Below are 16,708 nucleotides of genomic sequence, written 5' to 3'. Positions count from 1 at the left end.
ATACCGGATTCCCGATCGCCGGACGGGGGAGCAGGATGGAGAGGGGATCCGTGCCCCTGTAGTAAAGGGCCCTTCGTACCGGAGGGCCCGTCCCCCGTACCGCCGACAGCACCGAGCAAGTGGAGCACCGTGAAACGCCTGCGATGGCCGAGTTGGATGCCGATCGACCCGTACATCCTGCTGCTGCTCGGGACGGTGGGCCTCGCGGCCCTCCTCCCCGCCCGCGGGACGGCGGCCGACGTGTCCTCCGGTGCCTCCACCGGCGCGATCGCCTTCCTGTTCTTCCTCTACGGCGCCCGGTTGTCCACCCGTGAGGCGCTGGACGGACTCAAGCACTGGCGGCTCCACGTCACCGTCCTGGCCTGCACGTTCGTCGTGTTCCCGCTGCTGGGCCTGGCCGCCCGCGGACTCGTCCCGGTGTTCCTGACGCACCCGCTCTACCAGGGGCTGCTCTTCCTCACGCTCGTCCCGTCGACCATCCAGTCGTCCATAGCCTTCACGTCCATCGCCCGCGGCAACGTGCCCGCCGCGATCTGCGCGGGTTCCTTCTCCTCCCTGGCCGGCATCGTCATCACCCCGCTGCTGGCGGCCACCCTGCTCGGCAGCAGCGCCGGCGGGTTCTCCGCCGACTCGCTCCTCAAGATCGTGCTCCAGCTGCTGGTGCCGTTCGTCGCGGGGCAGGTGCTGCGGCGCTGGATCGGGGGCTTCGTCGCCCGGCACAAGAAGGTCCTCGGTCTGGTCGACCGCGGTTCGATCCTCCTCGTCGTCTACACCGCGTTCAGCGAGGGCATGGTCCAGGGCATCTGGCACCAGGTGAGCCCCGTCCGGCTGGCGGGTCTGCTCGCCGTCGAGGCGGTGCTGCTCGCCGTGATGCTCGCCCTGACCTGGTACGGCGGCAAGGCGCTGCGCTTCGACCGCGAGGACCGGATCGCGATCCAGTTCGCCGGCTCGAAGAAGTCTCTCGCCTCCGGGCTGCCCATGGCGAGCGTGCTGTTCGGCGCGCACGCCTCGCTGGCCGTGCTGCCGCTGATGCTCTTCCACCAGATGCAGTTGATGGTGTGCGCGGTGATCGCCAAACGCCGCTCGCGCGACCCCCGCGAGGAGGTCACGCCTTCGGAGCCAGCCGCAGCGTCACGAACCGCGGTCGGTACAGGGACACATTCCGGTTGAGCTGCGCGGCGGCGCCGGTCGGCTCCAGCCAGTTGACGTCGTAGCTGAGCACGAGCCGCCCGTCGTCGCTCAGCTCGGGGTGCGTCTGGGGGTTGTAGGCGGCGACCTGGCCCGGTGGCAGCGTCGGACTGAAGTCCTTGGTCGGGCCGTGCCAGGGACCGGTGGGGGAGCAGGACCAGTACGAGGTCACCGTGGTCAGTCCCTTCGTCCCCGAGGCCATCGTGAACAGCATGTACGTCCCCTCCTGGCGGACCACGGAGAAAGCGCTGCCCACTCCGGTGCGCTGCCCGTCGCCCAGCACCGCGGCCGGGCGGGCGCGGGCCGTCCACGCCGAGCCGTCCCAGTACTCCCAGGCGGCCGGATCGCCGAGCCCGCCCTCCGGCACCCGCGCCACATACGCCGACGAGGTGGGCCGGGACGCGGCCTGGCCGTCGTCGCCGCCGAAGACGTACGTCCAGTCGCCCTTCTTCACCAGCGTGGTGCCGAACAGCACGCGCCGGGACGGGTCCTGGACCTGCTGTTGGTCGAGCACGTTCACCACCGACTCCACGCGCAGGTCGGGCAGGGACAGGGTCGCGACCTCGGTGGCGGTGGGCACCCCGTAGATCCAGGGGGCCGAGCCCGCCGTCCGGACCCACAGCAGCACCCGCAGGACCTGCTCGGAGGAGCCGGGGGAGCGCGGCTCGACGCGGGCCGCGACCGGCCAGCGCCACTGGTTCGGGCCCGGGTCGGGGAAGAGGGGCGCGGGGAGCGTGGTCTGAAGGCGTCCGTCGCGCATCACCACGGCCGAGTTGCGCACCAGCGGGGCTGTTGTGTCCCGCCAGGCGTAGGACTCGCCGACCGGGTTGGGCGGGCCGTGCACCTGTCCGAGGTAGGTGTCCGAGAACAGCCACAGCATCCGGCCGTCCGGCAGCCGCACCGAGTGTGTGCCGTCGCCGCCGGTCCAGTCGTCGGTACGGGTCGCGTCGTCGCCGTAGCGGGCGAATTCGGTGGTGAGACGGTCGTCGGTCGACCACGAGCCGACGGTATGCGGTATGCAGTCGTCGCCATCCTGTTCACGGTCGTCCGGGAGTGCGGTGAGCAGCACGGCCGCGAGAACCAGGGTCAGCAGCAGACCGACCCCGGCTCCCGTGCGCTGTCGTGCTCGTGTGTCCTCGGGCACGATCCGGGACGTTAGTGGCTCGCGCTCATCCGGTCCATGGGCAGCCACAGGACGGGATCGCCCACCGGCGCCCCGCCGGGGGCGAGTTCTTCGTCGGTCAGCGCCCGGTCCCAGACGCGGACGTCGTCGATCGCACCGGTGAAGAACGCCCTGCTGTCCATGCGCTGCCCGATGTGCACACCGAAGGGCGAGTTACGGCTGACCGAGCCCGGTACGTCCGCGGCGCCGATCGCTCTGCCGTCGATGAACAGGGCCAGTCGGCCGCCGCCACGGCGCAGGGCCAGATGGTGCCACCGGCCGTCGTTGTAGGCGTCGGCGGTGCTCACGGATGCCATGCGGAGGGTCGTCCGGCCCTCCCGCACGGTGATCAGCCCGCGCACCCGGCCGCTCGCGGGCTCACCGCGCAGCCGGACCTGCGGCTGGCGGTTGCCGACCCCGCCCATCCACAGCAGCGGCTGCTCCCCCGTCCTGGCGGTGTGGCGGAACCACAGCGACGCCGTGAAGTCTTTTGTGCCGAGGGGGAGTTGTGCACGGTACGGCAAGCGTACGGCGTCGTCCGCGCCGTCGAACTCCAGCGCGCCGCCGACCGCGCCGTCCGTCTGTTTCGCTCCGCCGAGGACGGCCGCGGGGCCGGCCTGCGGGGCGAGGTCGGCGGTGGTCGGATCGGGGCCGCGGCGTGGCCGCAGCCAGTCCGAAGTGAACCGGGCGAAGCGGATCTCGTCGCGCGCGTCGGCGGTTCCTCCCTCGTACAGCAGGCCCACCGTGTGATCGTCGATCGCCGCCATGTCGGAGTAGCCGGACCAGTCCGTGGTGACGACCGTGGCGCGGTCGACGGTGTCCCAGGAGCGGCCGCCGTCGTAGGAGGAGCGGATCGTCATCGTCCGTCGGCGGTCCGGGTCGCCGGGGCAGGACAGCAGGGTGCGGTCGCCGAGTCCGAGGGTCGCGCACTGGACCTGGGGCGCGTACAGGTCCGGGAGCGGGGCGAAGGGGGCCGTGAAGCTGTCGCCGCCGTCGAGGCTGACGGCCTGGGTGCGGTGGCCGAGAACGGTGCCCTCCTCCTCGCGGCCGCTGACCAGGAGCGAGCCGTCGGTGCGCTCGGTGAGGGTCAGCTCAGCAGGCTTCTGCCGGAAAGTGCCGTCGCCGGCGAGCGGCCAGGAGTCGGTGGCGCCGATCCTCCAGTGGTCGCCGCCGTCGTCACTGACGACGAGGGCCGCGTGGTTGGCGGTGACCCGACTGCCGTTCCATGTCTCGGCGTTGACTCCGAACACCAGGCGGCCGGCATGCGGGCCGCGGGTGAGCTGGATGCCGTGCACCGGGCCGGTGGCGTACCAGGAGTTCCAGTGCGCGGGCATGATCTCGGCGCTCAGGTCGTGCGGCGCCGACCAGGTCAGACCGTCGTCGTCGCTGTACTGCAGACGCGGGGTGCGGTCGCAGGGCACGGAGCAACCGGCGCTGTCCGTACGGCCCGTGTTGTAGGTCTCGGCGAGCAGGATGCGGCCGGTCTGCCGGTCCACGACCGGGGCCGGGTTGCCGTGAGTGTCGCCGCCGCCGTCGTTGACCACCTGGAGCGGTCCCCAGGTGCGGCCGCCGTCCGTGGAGCGCTTGAGGACGATGTCGATGTCGGTGGCGTCACCGCAGTCGAGAACCCGGCCCTCGGCGAATGCCAGCAGTGTGCCGTCGACTGTATGCACGATCGTCGGGATGCGGAAGCAGGCGTAGCCGGGATCCTGGGAGGCCTCGAAGAGGATCTGCTGCTGGAACTCCGGTGCGGAGGTGGTGGGTCGGGCGTGGGCGGGCGTGGGCGACGCGGCCACCGCCGCGGTGGCGATGAGCGCGGTCAAGGTGGGTCTGAGACGTGTGGGGAACCCGGCCGACGACGTGGGGCGACCTTCCTGTCTGAACATCTGGACATGCTATGTCTGACGATCCGTCACAGACGTCAGTCAGGGCCGCTGGCGCGCCACAAGCGGCGCGCCTGGGGGGCATAGCCCGGCGGGGCCAGGGGCGCGACAGCGCCCTTCCAAGATTGCCGCGCGGCTCGATCGCCTCGTGCGCCTTCCCCGCGTCCTCGAGCGCTAACACCTCGTGTACGGCGGGCTGCAGCGTGCCGTCCGCGAACATCCGCCACAGCTCCCGCCGGGCCGACTCCGCTCGCCGCGGCCGTATTCAGGACCGCCTCTCCCGGCACGGGCCGCGCTGCCGTCAGGGCGCCGAGCGACCAGGCCGCTGCGGACGAGTGCCACCGCTCAGCTGGTTCCTTCGGCCGCGCGGCCGCCCGCGGCCGGGCCTGGTGGCCGAGGCGCTGGCCGCGGAAGGCATGAAGACGTGGCACCACGTGGTGCTTTCCGCCGTCCGCGACCTGCCCCGGTCGCCAGGTCGACCTGGCCGCGGCGTCCGGCTCGACTCCAAGGACCTCGTCGGCATCCTCAACGACCTTCAGTCCGCGGGCCTGGCCGCGCGCGAACAGCACCCCCGGGGACCGCCGCAGAACGCGGTCTCCCCCACGGACGAGGCGCGCGCCTGCTGCAACGCTGCGAGAAGTGGCCCGCGCGGCGAACGACGCGCTCCTCGCCTGCTGACGGCAGCCGAACGCGACCAGTTCATGGGCCTGTTGACCCAGATTTCCGGTACGGACGGCTCACTACCGATAACGTTCCGTCATGAACGCCGCACCCCTCGCGCTCGACCCCGCGCGCACCGCACTCGTCCTCGTCGACCTGATGGAGCGCATCGTCGCCCTGCCGCTGGAACCCCGCAAGGGAACCGAAGTCCTCGCCGTCTGCCGGGAGTTGGCGACCCGCTTCCGCTCGGCCGGCGCAGCCGTCGTGCTCGTACGCGTCGAGCGCCCGGGTGTCGCCGAACAGCCGTCCGGCAGCGGGCTGGCGGCCGGCCTGCCGCACGACGGCGACATCGAGATCGTGAAGCGGACGATCGGTGGCTTCCAGGGCACCGGCCTCGACGAGCGCCTGCGCGAACGCGGCGTCACCGGGATCGTGTTCGGTGGCATCGCCACCAACCTCGGCGTGGAGTCCACCGCCCGCGCGGGCGGCGACCTCGGCTACGACCTCGTCTTCGTGGAGGACGCCATGGCCGCGTTCACGGCGGCCGAGCACGAGGCGTCGGTGCGGCTCGACTTCCCTCGGCTGGGCACGGTGGTGACGGCCGCTCAGCTGCGCTTCACGACGCACTGAGCGCTCAGACCAGGACCGTTCCCCCGTCCACGACCACCACCGAGCCGGTGCTGTAGCCGCCGCGCATCAGATACAGGTACGCCTGGGCGATGTCCTCCGGCTCGCCCACCCGCCCGACGGGGAGCGACTCGACGGCGGACTCGAACAGGGCGTCGCGTTCCCCCTCCGGCAGGTCCTGCCACAGATCGGTACGGACGACACCGGCGCAGACCGCGTTGACCCGGACGGGCGCGAGTTCCAGGGCGAGCGCCCGGGTGAGCGATTCCATCGCCCGGCCAGACCGGCCACCACGCTGGCCCCCGGCAGCGGTCGGCGCGCGATGGTGCCCGTGGTCAGCACGATCAAACCGCCCTCCCGGATCACCGGTGCGGCGTGCTTGACCGCCGTGTACGCGCCCCACAGCCGGGTGTCCAGAAAGCTCCGGGCTCCCGTCAGCTCCGTGGTCGCCAGCGGCTGGAACCTCAGGGGTTCACGGGCGGTGAAGACGAGGTGGTCGAAGGCGCCGACCTGCTCGAAGAACGCCTGTACGGCCGCCTCCTCGGTCACGTCGAGGCGTGCCCCTCACTGCCCGCCGGCAGCCGTCGCAGCGCCCTGTCCACACGCGACCGGCTGCGCGAGGCGACCACCACCCCCGCGCCCTCCCGCGCGGCCGCCTCCGCGACCGTCAGAGCGATGCCCGCTGTGCCGCCGATGACGACGATCCGTTGTCCTCGCAGACTCATCCCGTTCTCCTTACGTGACTGCCTGTGCTACGCCGACGCCGGGCCGGACGACGTCCCGATCCGCACCGTCGAGGAGAAGTTCGAACGCGTGGTGGCCGGACAGGGCATCACCCTTGTCCCGGAGTCCGTCGCCGGGCAGTATTCCCGCCCGGACATCACCTACGTGCCGGTGACGGATGCCGACCCGGACCAGGTCTACCTCGCCTGGGAGGCGAGCCGGCGCTCACCTCTGGTCGCGGCCTTCGCCGCGGCCGCGCGGGCGCAGGCCCAGGGCTGATGAGGGGCAGGCGTCGGTGAGGCGGGGCCCCTGCGGCGCAGGGGGCGCTCCCCGCCGGTCGGGGCCCCGCCGCCGTGTCGCGGGGAACCGGTCAGCCCTGGGCGGCCGCGGCCCGCAGGGCGATGCGGTCCTCGCCCGCGTACACGTTCATGGAACTGCCCCGCAGGAAGCCCACCAGCGTCAGCCCCGTCTCCGCGGCCAGGTCCACGGCCAGCGAGGACGGCGCCGAGACCGCCGCCAGCACCGGGATGCCCGCCATCACGGCCTTCTGCGCCAGCTCGAAGGACGCCCTGCCCGACACCAGCAGGATCGTCCGCGACAACGGCAGGTCCCCGTTCTGCAGGGCACGGCCGACCAGCTTGTCGACCGCGTTGTGCCGGCCCACGTCCTCCCGTATGTCGAGCAGCTCCCCGTCCTCGGTGAACAGGGCCGCCGCGTGCAGGCCGCCGGTCCGGTCGAAGACCCGCTGGGCCGCGCGCAGCCGGTCGGGGAGGCTCGCGAGCAGCTCCGGGGCGACGCGGACCGGGGGAGTGTCGGCGATGGGCCAGCGGGCCGTCGTACGGACCGCGTCGAGGCTCGCCTTGCCGCACAGGCCGCAGGAGGAGGTGGTGTAGACGTTCCGCTCGAGCGTGATGTCGGGGATCGTCACGCCGGGGGCCGTCTTCACGTCCACCACGTTGTATGTGTTCGAGCCGTCTACGGTCGCGCCCGCACAGTAGACGATATTCAGCAGATCGGATGCGGCAGCCAGTACACCCTCGCTCACCAGGAAACCGGCGGCCAGCGCGAAGTCGTCGCCCGGCGTGCGCATGGTGATCGCGAGTGGCTTGCCGTTCAGCCTGATCTCCAGGGGTTCCTCGGCGACGAGCGTGTCCGGGCGGCTGGAGACCACCCCGTCCCGGATGCGGATCACCTTGCGTCGTTCCGTGACTCGTCCCATGTCCTGATCAGCCCCGGTTCTGTACGTGCTGGTAGCCGAAACGGCCCTTGATGCAGAGGTTGCCGTGGGTCACCGGGTTGTCGTGCGGGGAGGTGACCTTCACGATCTCATTGTCCTGCACGTGCAGGGTGAGGTTGCAGCCCACTCCGCAGTACGCGCACACCGTCGTCGTCTCGGTCTGCTTCGCCTCGTCCCACGTACCCGCCGCCCGCATGTCGAACTCCGACTTGAACGACAGCGCCCCCGTCGGACACACCTCGATGCAGTTGCCGCAGTACACGCACGCCGAGTCCGTGAGCGGGGCGTCGTGCTCCACCGCGATCCGGGCGTCGAATCCGCGGCCCGCGACGGAGATCGCGAAGGTGTTCTGCCACTGGTCGCCGCAGGCATCCACGCACTTGTAGCAGAGGATGCACTTGTCGTAGTCCCGCACATACAGATCGTTGTCGACCTTCGGTTCCTCGTTGACTCGGGCCGCGTCCGGGCCGAAACGATCCGGCTTCGCCTCGTACTCCTTGATCCACTCTGCGACCTTCGGTGTTATCGACAAGTCGACCGAGGACGCGAGCAGTTCGAGGACGATCTTGCGGCTGTGCCGGGCGCGTTCGGTGTCGGTCTTCACCTCCATGCCGGGCTCGGCCCTGCGGGAACAGGCGGGGACGAGTGTCCTGGACCCTTCGACCTCGACGACGCACACTCGGCAGGCGTTCTTCGGGGTGAGGGTGTCGCCCTGGCAGAGGGTCGGGATGTCCTTTCCGGCCGCCCGGCACGCGTCGAGGATGGTCGAGCCCTCGGGGACCCTGGCCGCCTCTCCGTCGATGGTGAACTCCAGCAGGCGGCGGGGGATCCCCAGCGGTGTCACGGTCATTCGTACGCCCCCAGACGGTCGATGGCGGATTCCACGGCGTTCCACGCGGTCTGCCCGAGACCGCAGATCGAGGCGTCCCGCATCGCGCGGCCGACCTCCCTGAGCAGGGCGATGTCATCGGCCGCGGCCGCGCCCGTGCGCTCGGCGATCCGGCGCAGCGCCTCCTCCTGACGCACGGTCCCCACTCGGCACGGCACGCACTGCCCGCACGACTCGTCCCGGAAGAACTCGGCGATGCGCAGGAGCAGTCGAGGCAGCGGCACCGTGTCGTCGAAGGCCATGACGACTCCCGAACCGAGCGTCGTGCCCGCCTCCCGCGTGCCTTCGAAGGTGAGCGGGATGTCCCTCTCGTCGGGGCGTACGAAGCCTCCGGCCGCTCCGCCGAGGAGGACCGCCCGCAGGCCGTCGCGCACGCCGGCCAGCTCCAGCAGCTCGCCCAGCGTCGCGCCGAAGGGCAGCTCGTAGATTCCGGGCCGCTCCACGCTCCCCGACACACAGAACAGCTTCGGCCCGGTGGACCTCCCCGTGCCGATCGCCGCGTATGCCGCCGCGCCCATCGTGAGGATCGGCAGTACGTTGACCAGCGTCTCCACGTTGTTCTCGACGGTAGGCTTGCCGAACAGGCCCTTCTCCACGGGGAACGGTGGCTTCGAGCGCGGCTCGCCCCGGTAGCCCTCGATCGAGTTGAACAGGGCCGTCTCCTCACCACAGATGTACGCCCCCGCGCCCCGGCGGATCTCGATGTCGAAGGCGTAGCCCTGGCCGAGGATGTCGTCGCCCAGCAGACCTCGGGCACGCGCCTGGTCGACGGCATATTGCATACGGTGTATCGCCCGCGGATACTCGCCGCGCAGATACAGGTATCCCTGATGTGCACCGATCGCATACGCCGCGACCGTCATCGCCTCCACCAGCGCGTACGGGTCGCCCTCCATGAGCGCGCGGTCCTTGAAGGTGCCCGGCTCGGACTCGTCCGCGTTGCACACCACGTAGTGCGGATGGTCGGGCTGGGACGCCGTGGCCTGCCATTTGCGGCCGGTGGGGAAGGCGGCGCCCCCGCGCCCGACCAGACCGGACTCGGTGACCTCGCGGATGACTCCGGCGGGGCCCAGTGCGAAGGCCCGGCGCAGGGCGGTGTAGCCGCCGTGGGCGCGGTAGTCGTCCAGACTCGTGGGGTCCACCACGCCGACCCGGCGCAGCAGTGTCAGCGAGGGGTCTCCCGTCTGGGGCACCGCCATCGCCGCGGGCGGCTCCGCGGGCGCCGAGTCGGGGGAGCTCGCGGCGAGAACGGCCTCGTGCACGGTCGCCGGCGCCGACACCGCCGTACGCACCGGATCCCCCGCCTTGATCGCGAGCGCGGCCGGGGCGCGTTCGCACAGGCCGAGGCAGGGACTGCGCTCGACCGACACCCCACTGCCGAGGCCCAGCCGGGCCTCGACACCGGCGCACAACTCGGACGCCCCTGCGGCCGCACACGCGAGGTCCGTGCACACGTGGAGCACGGTCGCGGGCCGGGGTTTGACCGAGAACATCGCGTAGAAGGTGGCCACGCCGTACGCCTCCGCCGGCGGTACCGTCAGCCGTCGGCACAGGTAGTCGAGGGCGCCCTCGCTGATCCAGCCGACCCGGTCGTTGACCGCGTGCAGCCCCGGCAACAGCAGGTCGCGGCGGTCCCGGGCCGCGCGCCCGCCGCGGGCCCACCTCAGGTCCGCGTCGGAGCGGTCCGCCCCCTCCCACGAGGACTCGGGGGGACCGAGCAGCGCGTCGATCGCCGCCCGTTCCTCGTCCGTCGGCTTGCTGTCACCGAAGTGCAGGTCCACTTGCGTCACCTCACGTAGGTCACGACCGGAAGCTTCTCGATCCGGATTGCCGACGCCTTGAACTCCGCCGTCCCCGCGATCGGGCAATTCGCCTCGATCGTCAGCTGGTTGGTGTCCACCTCGTCGGGAAAATGCATGGTCATGAAGGCCAGCCCGGGTCGCAGGGCGGTGTCGACCCACACGGGTGCGACGACCGAGCCGCGCCGCGAGGTCACCTGTACCTCCTCGCCGACCGCGACCCCGTAGCGCTCGGCGTCCTCCGGGCACAGCTCGACGTACTCGCCACGCCGGAGCGGCGAGGCGTAACCCCCGCTCTGCACCCCGGTGTTGTACGAGTCGAGTCGGCGACCCGTGGTCAGCCGGATCGGGTACTCCTCGTCGGTGAGATCGACCGGCGGATCGTGCTGCACGAGTCCGAAGGGTGCCGGCCGGCCGCGCCGGTCCGGGTCCGTCTCCCACAACCGGCCGTGCAGGTACGTCGGCTGGAGCTTCTCCATGTCGGGGCAGGGCCACTGGATGCCCTGGTGCTCCTGCAGGCGTTCGTACGTCATCCCGTAGTGGTCCGGCGACACCGACCTGAGCTCGTTCCAGACGGACTCCGCGTCGGCGTACTTCCAGTCGTGGCCGAGCCGCGCCGCCAGCTCGCAGATGATGTCGATGTCCTCACGTGCCTCACCGGGCGGTGTCACGGCCCGGCGCACGCGCTGAACTCGGCGCTCACTGTTGGTGGTTGTGCCGTCGGTCTCGGCCCAGCCGGCGGTCGCGGGCAGAACCACGTCCGCCAGCTCGGCCGTCTTCGTGAGGAAGATGTCCTGCACCACGAGGAAGTCCAGCGCCTTCAGCCGCCGTACGGCCTGCTCGCTGTCCGCCTCCGACTGCGCCGGGTTCTCGCCGATGCAGTAGACCGCCTTGAGCGTGTCCTCCTCCATCGCCTCGAACATCTCCGTCAGGTTCAGCCCGTAGTGCGGCTGGATGGCGGTGTCCCAGGCCGACTCGAACTTCAGCCGGGCCTGAGGGTCGAGGATGTCCTGGAAGCCTGGCAGGCGGTTGGGGATGGCGCCCATGTCGCCGCCGCCCTGCACGTTGTTCTGGCCGCGCAGGGGTTGCAGGCCCGAGCCGTAGCGGCCCACGTGGCCGGTGAGCAGGGCCAGGTTGATCAGCGCGCGGACGTTGTCGGTGCCGTTGTGGTGCTCGGTGATGCCGAGGGTCCAGCACAGCTGTGCGCGTTCGGCGCGGGCGTAGGCGTGCGCCAACTCCCGTATCGCGGCGGCCGGTACACCGGTGACCTTCTCCGCGAGCGACAGCGTCCACGGCTCGACGAGCTGCACGTACTCCTCGAAGCCGCTGGTGGCGCGCTCGATGAACGCCTGATTGGCCAGGCCCGCATGGATGATCTCGCGGCCGATCGCGTGCGCCATCGGAATGTCGGTGCCGACGTTGAGACCGAGCCAGCTCTCCGCCCACTCGGCGGTGGAGGTCCGTCGCGGGTCGACCGCATACAGTCGGCCGCCGTTGTGTATCCCCTTCAGTACGTGCTGGAAGAAGATCGGATGCGCGAAGCGGGCGTTGGAGCCCCACATCACGATGACGTCGGTGTGCTCGATCTCCTCGTACGACGACGTCCCGCCGCCCGATCCGAAGGCCGCGGAGAGGCCGGCCACGCTCGGGGCGTGACATGTCCGGTTGCAGGAGTCGACGTTGTTGGTGCCCATGACGACCCGGGCGAACTTCTGGGCCACGTAGTTCATCTCGTTCGTCGCCCGGGCGCAGGAGAACATGCCGAACGCGCCGCGCGCCGCTTCAAGACCCCGCGCCGCGCGGTCCAGGGCTTCCTCCCAACTCGCCCGCCGGAACGGTTCCTCGCGGGAGTCCCTGACCAGCGGGTGAGTGAGCCGGGTGTAGGTCTTCGGGGTTCGATCGCGTTTCCTCATGCGGCGCTCCTCAGCGCGAGCAGGTCCGAGATGGCGTGCACGGTGCGCAGGGTGGGCACCTCCACCCCGGTGATCTCCGCCAGCTCGACGACGGCCGCGAGCAGGACGTCGAGTTCGAGCGGCTTGCCGCGCTCCAGGTCCTGGAGCGTGGAGGTGCGGTGGTCGCCGACCCGCTCGGCGCCCGCGAGCCGGCGCTCGATGGAGACGCCGACCTCGCAGTCGAGGGCCTCGGCGACGGCCAGCGTCTCGGTCATCATGATCTCGATGACCTTGCGAGTGCCGCCGTGCAGGCACATCTGCCGCATGGTGGCGCGGGCCAGCGCGCTGATCGGGTTGAAGGAGATGTTGCCGAGCAGCTTGAGCCAGATGTCGTTGCGGAGGCCGGGTTCGACCGGGCACTTCAGGCCGCCCGCCTGCATGGCCTCGCTGAAAGCCCGACAGCGCGCGGAGACGCTGCGGTCGGGCTCGCCGATCGAGAACCGGGTGCCTTCCAAGTGGCGTACGACTCCAGGCCCTTCAAGCTCTGTCGCGGCATAGACGACACACCCGACGGCCCGTTCGGGCGCGAGCACCGCACTGACCGCGCCGTCCGGGTCCACGCTCTCGACACGGTGGCCGTCGTACGGGCCGCCGTGCCGGTGGAAGTACCACCAGGGGATGCCGTTCTGGGCGGCGACCACCGCTGTGGTGTCGTGCAGCAGCGGCTCGATCAGCGGCCCGCACGCCGCGTACGAGTTGGCCTTCAGACCCAGGAAGACGTAGTCGACCGGGCCGACCTCGGCCGGGTCGTCGGTGGCGTGCGTGCGGGCGGTGAAGTCGCCGCGCGGGCTGAGCACGCGCACTCCGTGCTGCCTCATGGCCGCCAGATGCGGTCCACGGGCGATGAGGTGCACGTCGGCGCCCGCGCGGTGGAGCGCGGCGCCGACGTAGGCGCCGATGGCACCGGCGCCGAGTACTGCGACTTTCATGCGAGGGAGCTCCGTTCGGTCGAGGGTACCGAGGAACTGCCGAACTCTGTCGACGAAATATTGTCTACAGTATGGAGGATGGTGCAGCAAGGGTTTGCGCAGCACCTGAAACCGGTCGGTACGACCGTTCGGCGCATCCTGGATACCGCTCATCGGATACGGTCGCCGCGCCGCCTTTTCAACTTCCGTGATCCTTCCTACCGTTCCGGATTCATGAGTCCCCCTGTCGCCCCCCTTGGCTGGAGCCGCTGGCTCATCCCCCCGGCCGCCCTCTCCGTCCATCTCTCCATCGGGCAGGCTTACGCCTGGAGCGTGTTCAAGCCGCCGCTCGAATCCGCGCTCGGTCTCAGCGGTACGCAGAGCGCGCTGCCCTTCCAGCTCGGCATCGTCATGCTCGGTCTGTCGGCCGCGTTCGGCGGCACGCTCGTGGAGCGCAACGGGCCGCGCTGGGCGATGACCGTGGCCCTGGTCTGTTTCTCCTCCGGCTTCCTGCTCTCCGCGCTGGGTGCGGCCACCGAGCAGTTCTGGCTGATCGTCCTCGGCTACGGCTTCGTCGGCGGGATCGGTCTCGGTATCGGCTACATCTCGCCCGTCTCGACGCTGATCAAGTGGTTCCCGGACCGGCCCGGCATGGCCACCGGCATCGCCATCATGGGCTTCGGCGGCGGTGCGCTGATCGCCTCCCCTTGGTCGGCGCAGATGCTGGAGTCGTTCGGTTCCGACAGCTCCGGGATCGCGCTCGCGTTCCTCGTACACGGGCTGTCGTATGCGGTATTCATGCTGCTGGGCGTGCTGCTGGTGCGGGTGCCGCGCAGCGAGCGGCCCGTGGACGCCGGGCCGAGTGCCTTCCAGGGGCCGCAGGTGTCGGCGCGCAACGCGGTGCGCACCCCGCAGTTCTGGTGTCTGTGGGTCGTGCTCTGCATGAACGTCACCGCGGGCATCGGCATCCTGGAGAAGGCCGCCCCGATGATCACGGACTTCTTCGCGGACACCTCCACACCAGTGTCGGTGTCCGCCGCGGCCGGCTTCGTCGCCCTGCTGTCGGCGGCCAACATGGCGGGCCGCATCGGCTGGTCGTCGACCTCAGACCTGATCGGGCGCAAGAACATCTACCGCGTCTACCTTGGCGCGGGCGCGCTGATGTACGCGCTGATCGCCTTGTTCGGCGACTCGTCCAAGCCCCTGTTCATCCTGGCCGCTCTGGTGATCCTGTCCTTCTACGGCGGCGGATTCGCGACGATCCCCGCCTATCTGAAGGACCTCTTCGGCACCTACCAGGTCGGCGCGATCCACGGCCGGCTGCTCACCGCCTGGTCCACGGCCGGAGTCCTCGGACCGCTGATCGTGAACTGGATCGCCGACCGGCAGGAGGAGGCGGGCAAGCACGGCTCGGCCCTGTACGGTCTGTCGTTCGTCATCATGATCGGGCTGCTCGTCGTCGGCTTCGTCGCCAACGAACTCGTTCGTCCCGTCCACGCTCGTCATCACATCCCCGCACCCGAACAGGAGGCCGTCGATGTCCAGCGACAGCAGTCAGAGTCTGCCTGACCGGCGCGGGCTGATCGCCTTCGCCTGGCTGTGGGTGGGGGCGCCGCTCGGCTACGGGCTGTACGAACTCGTCCAGAAGGCGACACAGCTGTTCACCGGGTAACCGTTCGAGAAGTGTTCGGGCGTCCGACGGTCTGCGTGAAGCCGACAAGGCGGGCGCCCGTTTCCTGTGGCTTCACCTGCCGTCGTACCCGCGAGTCACTGATCAGACTGGTGGATCCCGCTGTCCGCAACACAATGAGGGGGGATCGCCCATGAACGGCACGCGCATCGCCGCCGTCGGTCACTACCAGCCCGCCAAGGTACTCACCAACGAGGACCTGGCGGGCCTGGTCGACACCAGCGACGAGTGGATCAGGTCCCGGGTGGGCATCCGCACGCGCCGCATCGCCGGGCCGGACGAACCGGTCGACGAGCTGGCCGCGCACGCCGCAGCCAAGGCGCTCGCCTCGGCGGGCCTCGCGCCCGCCGACATCGACCTGGTACTGGTCGCCACGTCCACCGCCGTCGACCGCTCTCCGAACATGGCCGCCCGCGTCGCCGCCCGGCTCGGCATCCCGTCGCCCGCCGCCATGGACGTCAACGTCGTGTGCGCCGGCTTCACTCACGCCCTGGCCACCGCCGACCACACCGTCCGCGCGGGCGCGGCGAGCAGGGCACTGGTCATCGGCGCCGACAAGATGTCCGACGTGACCGACTGGACCGACCGCACGACCTGCGTGCTCGTCGGCGACGGGGCGGGGGCCGCCGTCGTGGAGGCGGAGCCGTCGGATTCCGCGCCCGGGATCGGGCCCGTGCTGTGGGGTTCCGTGCCCGAGATGGGGCACGCGGTACGGATCGAGGGGCAGCCGGCGCGGTTCGCGCAGGAGGGGCAGAGCGTCTACCGCTGGGCGACCACTCAGCTGCCGCCCATCGCCCGCCGGGCATGCGAGCGCGCGGGGCTCGCCCCGGCAGACCTCGCGGCCGTCGTGCTGCACCAGGCGAACCTGCGCATCATCGAACCCCTCGCGGAGAAGATCGGCGCCGTCAACGCCGTGGTCGCGCGCGATGTCACCGAATCCGGTAACACGTCGGCGGCGAGCATTCCGCTCGCCTTCTCCAAGCTGGTGGAGCAGGGGGCCATCTCCACGGGGGATCCGGTGCTGCTCTTCGGGTTCGGGGGGAACCTCTCGTACGCCGGACAGGTCGTCCGCTGCCCCTGACGTGCCGGTACAACGGGGTGTGACGAGGTCAACTCCGCGTTTTCCTGGTCATTGTGCACCGTAGACTGTAGACGAAAGACAATCGATACTGGGTCTACAGGTGACACCGGCTTCACCGCCGCTGCGCACGGCCCTGCTGAGGAGGGGGACCGCGATGTTGTCGACAGGACTGCCGCAGGGGGCCGTGCCCAAGCTGGAACGGCCGGGGCCGCTGCGCGAGCGGGTCTACGAGGCGCTGCTCGAACTCATCACCACCCGCGCCCTGCAGCCCGGCCAGCACCTCGTGGAGAGCGAACTCGCCGGGCACCTCGGCGTCTCCCGGCAGCCGGTGCGCGAGGCGCTGCAGCGGCTGAACACCGAGGGCTGGGTCGATCTGCGGCCCGCCCAGGGCGCGTTCGTGCACGAACCGACGGAGGAGGAGGCCGACCAGCTCCTCACCGTACGGACCCTGCTGGAGGCCGAGGCCGCCCGGCTCGCCGCCGCGAACGCGGACAAGGCAGGCCTCAACGCCCTGTACGAGCTGCTGGCGCAGGGAAAGCTCGCCGTCGCCAAGGACGACGTGGACGCCGCCGTCGCCCTGAACGCCCGCTTCCACGCGAAGGTCATGGAGCTGGCCGGCAACGCCGTCCTCTCCGAGCTGGCTGCCCAGGTCGACCGCCGGGTGCGCTGGTACTACACGCCGGTCGCCCGGCAGCGCGGGCACCAGTCCTGGGTCGAACACGAGGCAATGATCCATGCGATCGCCCAGCGTGACGAGGAGCTCGCCACCCGGCTGATGCGTGAGCACACGGAGCACACGCGGCGCTCGTACCACGCACGACAGCGGTCGTAGCCGTACAACCGGTCGAGTCGTACCGGGGATCGCTGTTCAGAACGCCTCCGCGTGCCCCCGCGCCCACTCGGCGAAGG

General features: G+C 70.6%; 15 protein-coding genes and 2 pseudogenes. 8 read left to right on the top strand and 9 right to left on the bottom strand.

Annotated features, from left to right (window positions below):
- The first annotated feature begins 156 nt into the window (after positions 1–156).
- Positions 157–1,170: a bile acid:sodium symporter family protein gene (locus tag ABT063_RS42135; RefSeq protein WP_351066257.1), complete on the top strand. Its 1,014-nt coding sequence runs from the start codon at positions 157–159 to the stop codon at positions 1,168–1,170.
- Here ABT063_RS42135 and ABT063_RS42130 read toward each other — a convergent pair.
- Together ABT063_RS42130 and ABT063_RS42125 are read right to left on the bottom strand one after the other, a co-directional pair.
- Positions 1,106–2,332 (bottom strand): DUF5005 domain-containing protein, encoded by a 1,227-nt coding sequence (locus ABT063_RS42130; RefSeq protein WP_351066242.1) that lies wholly within the window; start codon positions 2,330–2,332, stop codon positions 1,106–1,108. The genes ABT063_RS42135 and ABT063_RS42130 overlap by 65 nt on opposite strands.
- An 11-nt stretch (positions 2,333–2,343) precedes the next feature.
- The gene (locus tag ABT063_RS42125) at positions 2,344–4,236 is read right to left on the bottom strand and encodes an exo-alpha-sialidase (RefSeq protein WP_351066241.1); all 1,893 of its coding nucleotides are present in this window, start codon (positions 4,234–4,236) and stop codon (positions 2,344–2,346) included.
- 357 nt (positions 4,237–4,593) lie between these two features.
- Here ABT063_RS42125 and ABT063_RS52445 point away from each other — a divergent pair.
- Positions 4,594–4,970: pseudogene (locus ABT063_RS52445) on the top strand (winged helix DNA-binding protein); the annotation flags it as partial.
- Between the two features lie 22 nt (positions 4,971–4,992).
- Positions 4,993–5,523 carry an isochorismatase family protein gene (locus tag ABT063_RS42120; RefSeq protein WP_351066240.1) on the top strand — a complete coding sequence of 177 codons (531 nt, stop codon included), beginning with the start codon at positions 4,993–4,995 and terminating at the stop codon, positions 5,521–5,523.
- A gap of 4 nt (positions 5,524–5,527) precedes the next feature.
- Here ABT063_RS42120 and ABT063_RS42115 read toward each other — a convergent pair whose 3' ends face one another.
- Positions 5,528–5,791 (bottom strand): SDR family oxidoreductase, encoded by a 264-nt coding sequence (locus ABT063_RS42115; protein ID WP_351066239.1) that lies wholly within the window; start codon positions 5,789–5,791, stop codon positions 5,528–5,530.
- 65 nt (positions 5,792–5,856) lie between these two features.
- Positions 5,857–6,069 (bottom strand): annotated as a pseudogene (locus ABT063_RS42110) (Rossmann-fold NAD(P)-binding domain-containing protein); the annotation flags it as partial.
- On the opposite strand from ABT063_RS42110, the gene ABT063_RS52440 reads away from it, so the two are divergent.
- The gene (locus ABT063_RS52440) at positions 6,013–6,522 is read left to right on the top strand and encodes a LysR substrate-binding domain-containing protein (RefSeq protein ID WP_502990998.1); all 510 of its coding nucleotides are present in this window, start codon (positions 6,013–6,015) and stop codon (positions 6,520–6,522) included. The pseudogene ABT063_RS42110 and the gene ABT063_RS52440 overlap by 57 nt on opposite strands.
- Before the next feature lie 91 nt (positions 6,523–6,613).
- Here the strand turns inward: ABT063_RS52440 and fdhD are convergent, their stop codons facing one another.
- From fdhD to ABT063_RS42080, 5 genes are read right to left on the bottom strand one after another with little or no spacing between them, the layout of a single operon-like run.
- Positions 6,614–7,462 (bottom strand): formate dehydrogenase accessory sulfurtransferase FdhD, encoded by an 849-nt coding sequence (gene fdhD / locus ABT063_RS42100; RefSeq protein ID WP_351066238.1) that lies wholly within the window; start codon positions 7,460–7,462, stop codon positions 6,614–6,616.
- 7 nt (positions 7,463–7,469) lie between these two features.
- Positions 7,470–8,330 carry a 2Fe-2S iron-sulfur cluster-binding protein gene (locus tag ABT063_RS42095; RefSeq protein WP_351066237.1) on the bottom strand — a complete coding sequence of 287 codons (861 nt, stop codon included), beginning with the start codon at positions 8,328–8,330 and terminating at the stop codon, positions 7,470–7,472.
- Positions 8,327–10,150, bottom strand: a complete 1,824-nt coding sequence (locus tag ABT063_RS42090) for an NAD(P)H-dependent oxidoreductase subunit E (RefSeq protein ID WP_351066236.1) — start codon at positions 10,148–10,150, stop codon at positions 8,327–8,329. Before ABT063_RS42090 ends, ABT063_RS42095 begins: the two co-directional genes overlap by 4 nt.
- Positions 10,151–10,155: 5 nt before the next feature.
- On the bottom strand, positions 10,156–12,081 hold the full coding sequence (locus ABT063_RS42085; RefSeq protein ID WP_351066235.1) for a molybdopterin oxidoreductase family protein: 1,926 nt from the start codon (positions 12,079–12,081) through the stop codon (positions 10,156–10,158).
- Positions 12,078–13,049, bottom strand: coding sequence for a 2-dehydropantoate 2-reductase (locus tag ABT063_RS42080; protein WP_351066234.1), 972 nt, complete (start codon positions 13,047–13,049; stop codon positions 12,078–12,080). Before ABT063_RS42080 ends, ABT063_RS42085 begins: the two co-directional genes overlap by 4 nt.
- Before the next feature lie 213 nt (positions 13,050–13,262).
- Between ABT063_RS42080 and ABT063_RS42075 the strand changes: the two genes are divergently transcribed.
- The 4 genes from ABT063_RS42075 to ABT063_RS42060 all read left to right on the top strand — a co-directional run bounded on the left by ABT063_RS42075 (position 13,263) and on the right by ABT063_RS42060 (position 16,631).
- Positions 13,263–14,597 (top strand): OFA family MFS transporter, encoded by a 1,335-nt coding sequence (locus ABT063_RS42075; RefSeq protein WP_351066233.1) that lies wholly within the window; start codon positions 13,263–13,265, stop codon positions 14,595–14,597.
- A complete protein-coding gene (locus ABT063_RS42070) occupies positions 14,566–14,700 on the top strand; it encodes an MFS transporter small subunit (RefSeq protein WP_351066232.1) in 135 nt (44 codons plus the stop codon). Before ABT063_RS42075 ends, ABT063_RS42070 begins: the two co-directional genes overlap by 32 nt.
- Positions 14,701–14,851: 151 nt before the next feature.
- Complete coding sequence (locus ABT063_RS42065) at positions 14,852–15,799, top strand: beta-ketoacyl-ACP synthase III (protein ID WP_351066231.1); 948 nt, start codon at positions 14,852–14,854, stop codon at positions 15,797–15,799.
- A 154-nt stretch (positions 15,800–15,953) separates the two neighbouring features.
- Positions 15,954–16,631: a GntR family transcriptional regulator gene (locus ABT063_RS42060; RefSeq protein WP_351066230.1), complete on the top strand. Its 678-nt coding sequence runs from the start codon at positions 15,954–15,956 to the stop codon at positions 16,629–16,631.
- Positions 16,632–16,708: the final 77 nt, after the last annotated feature.

Origin of the sequence: Streptomyces sp. NPDC002838 (assembly GCF_040295365.1) — a bacterium.
Lineage (GTDB): Bacteria > Actinomycetota > Actinomycetes > Streptomycetales > Streptomycetaceae > Streptomyces.
Note: the sequence above shows the minus strand (reverse complement) of the source record. Positions and strands in the feature narration are given on the sequence as shown.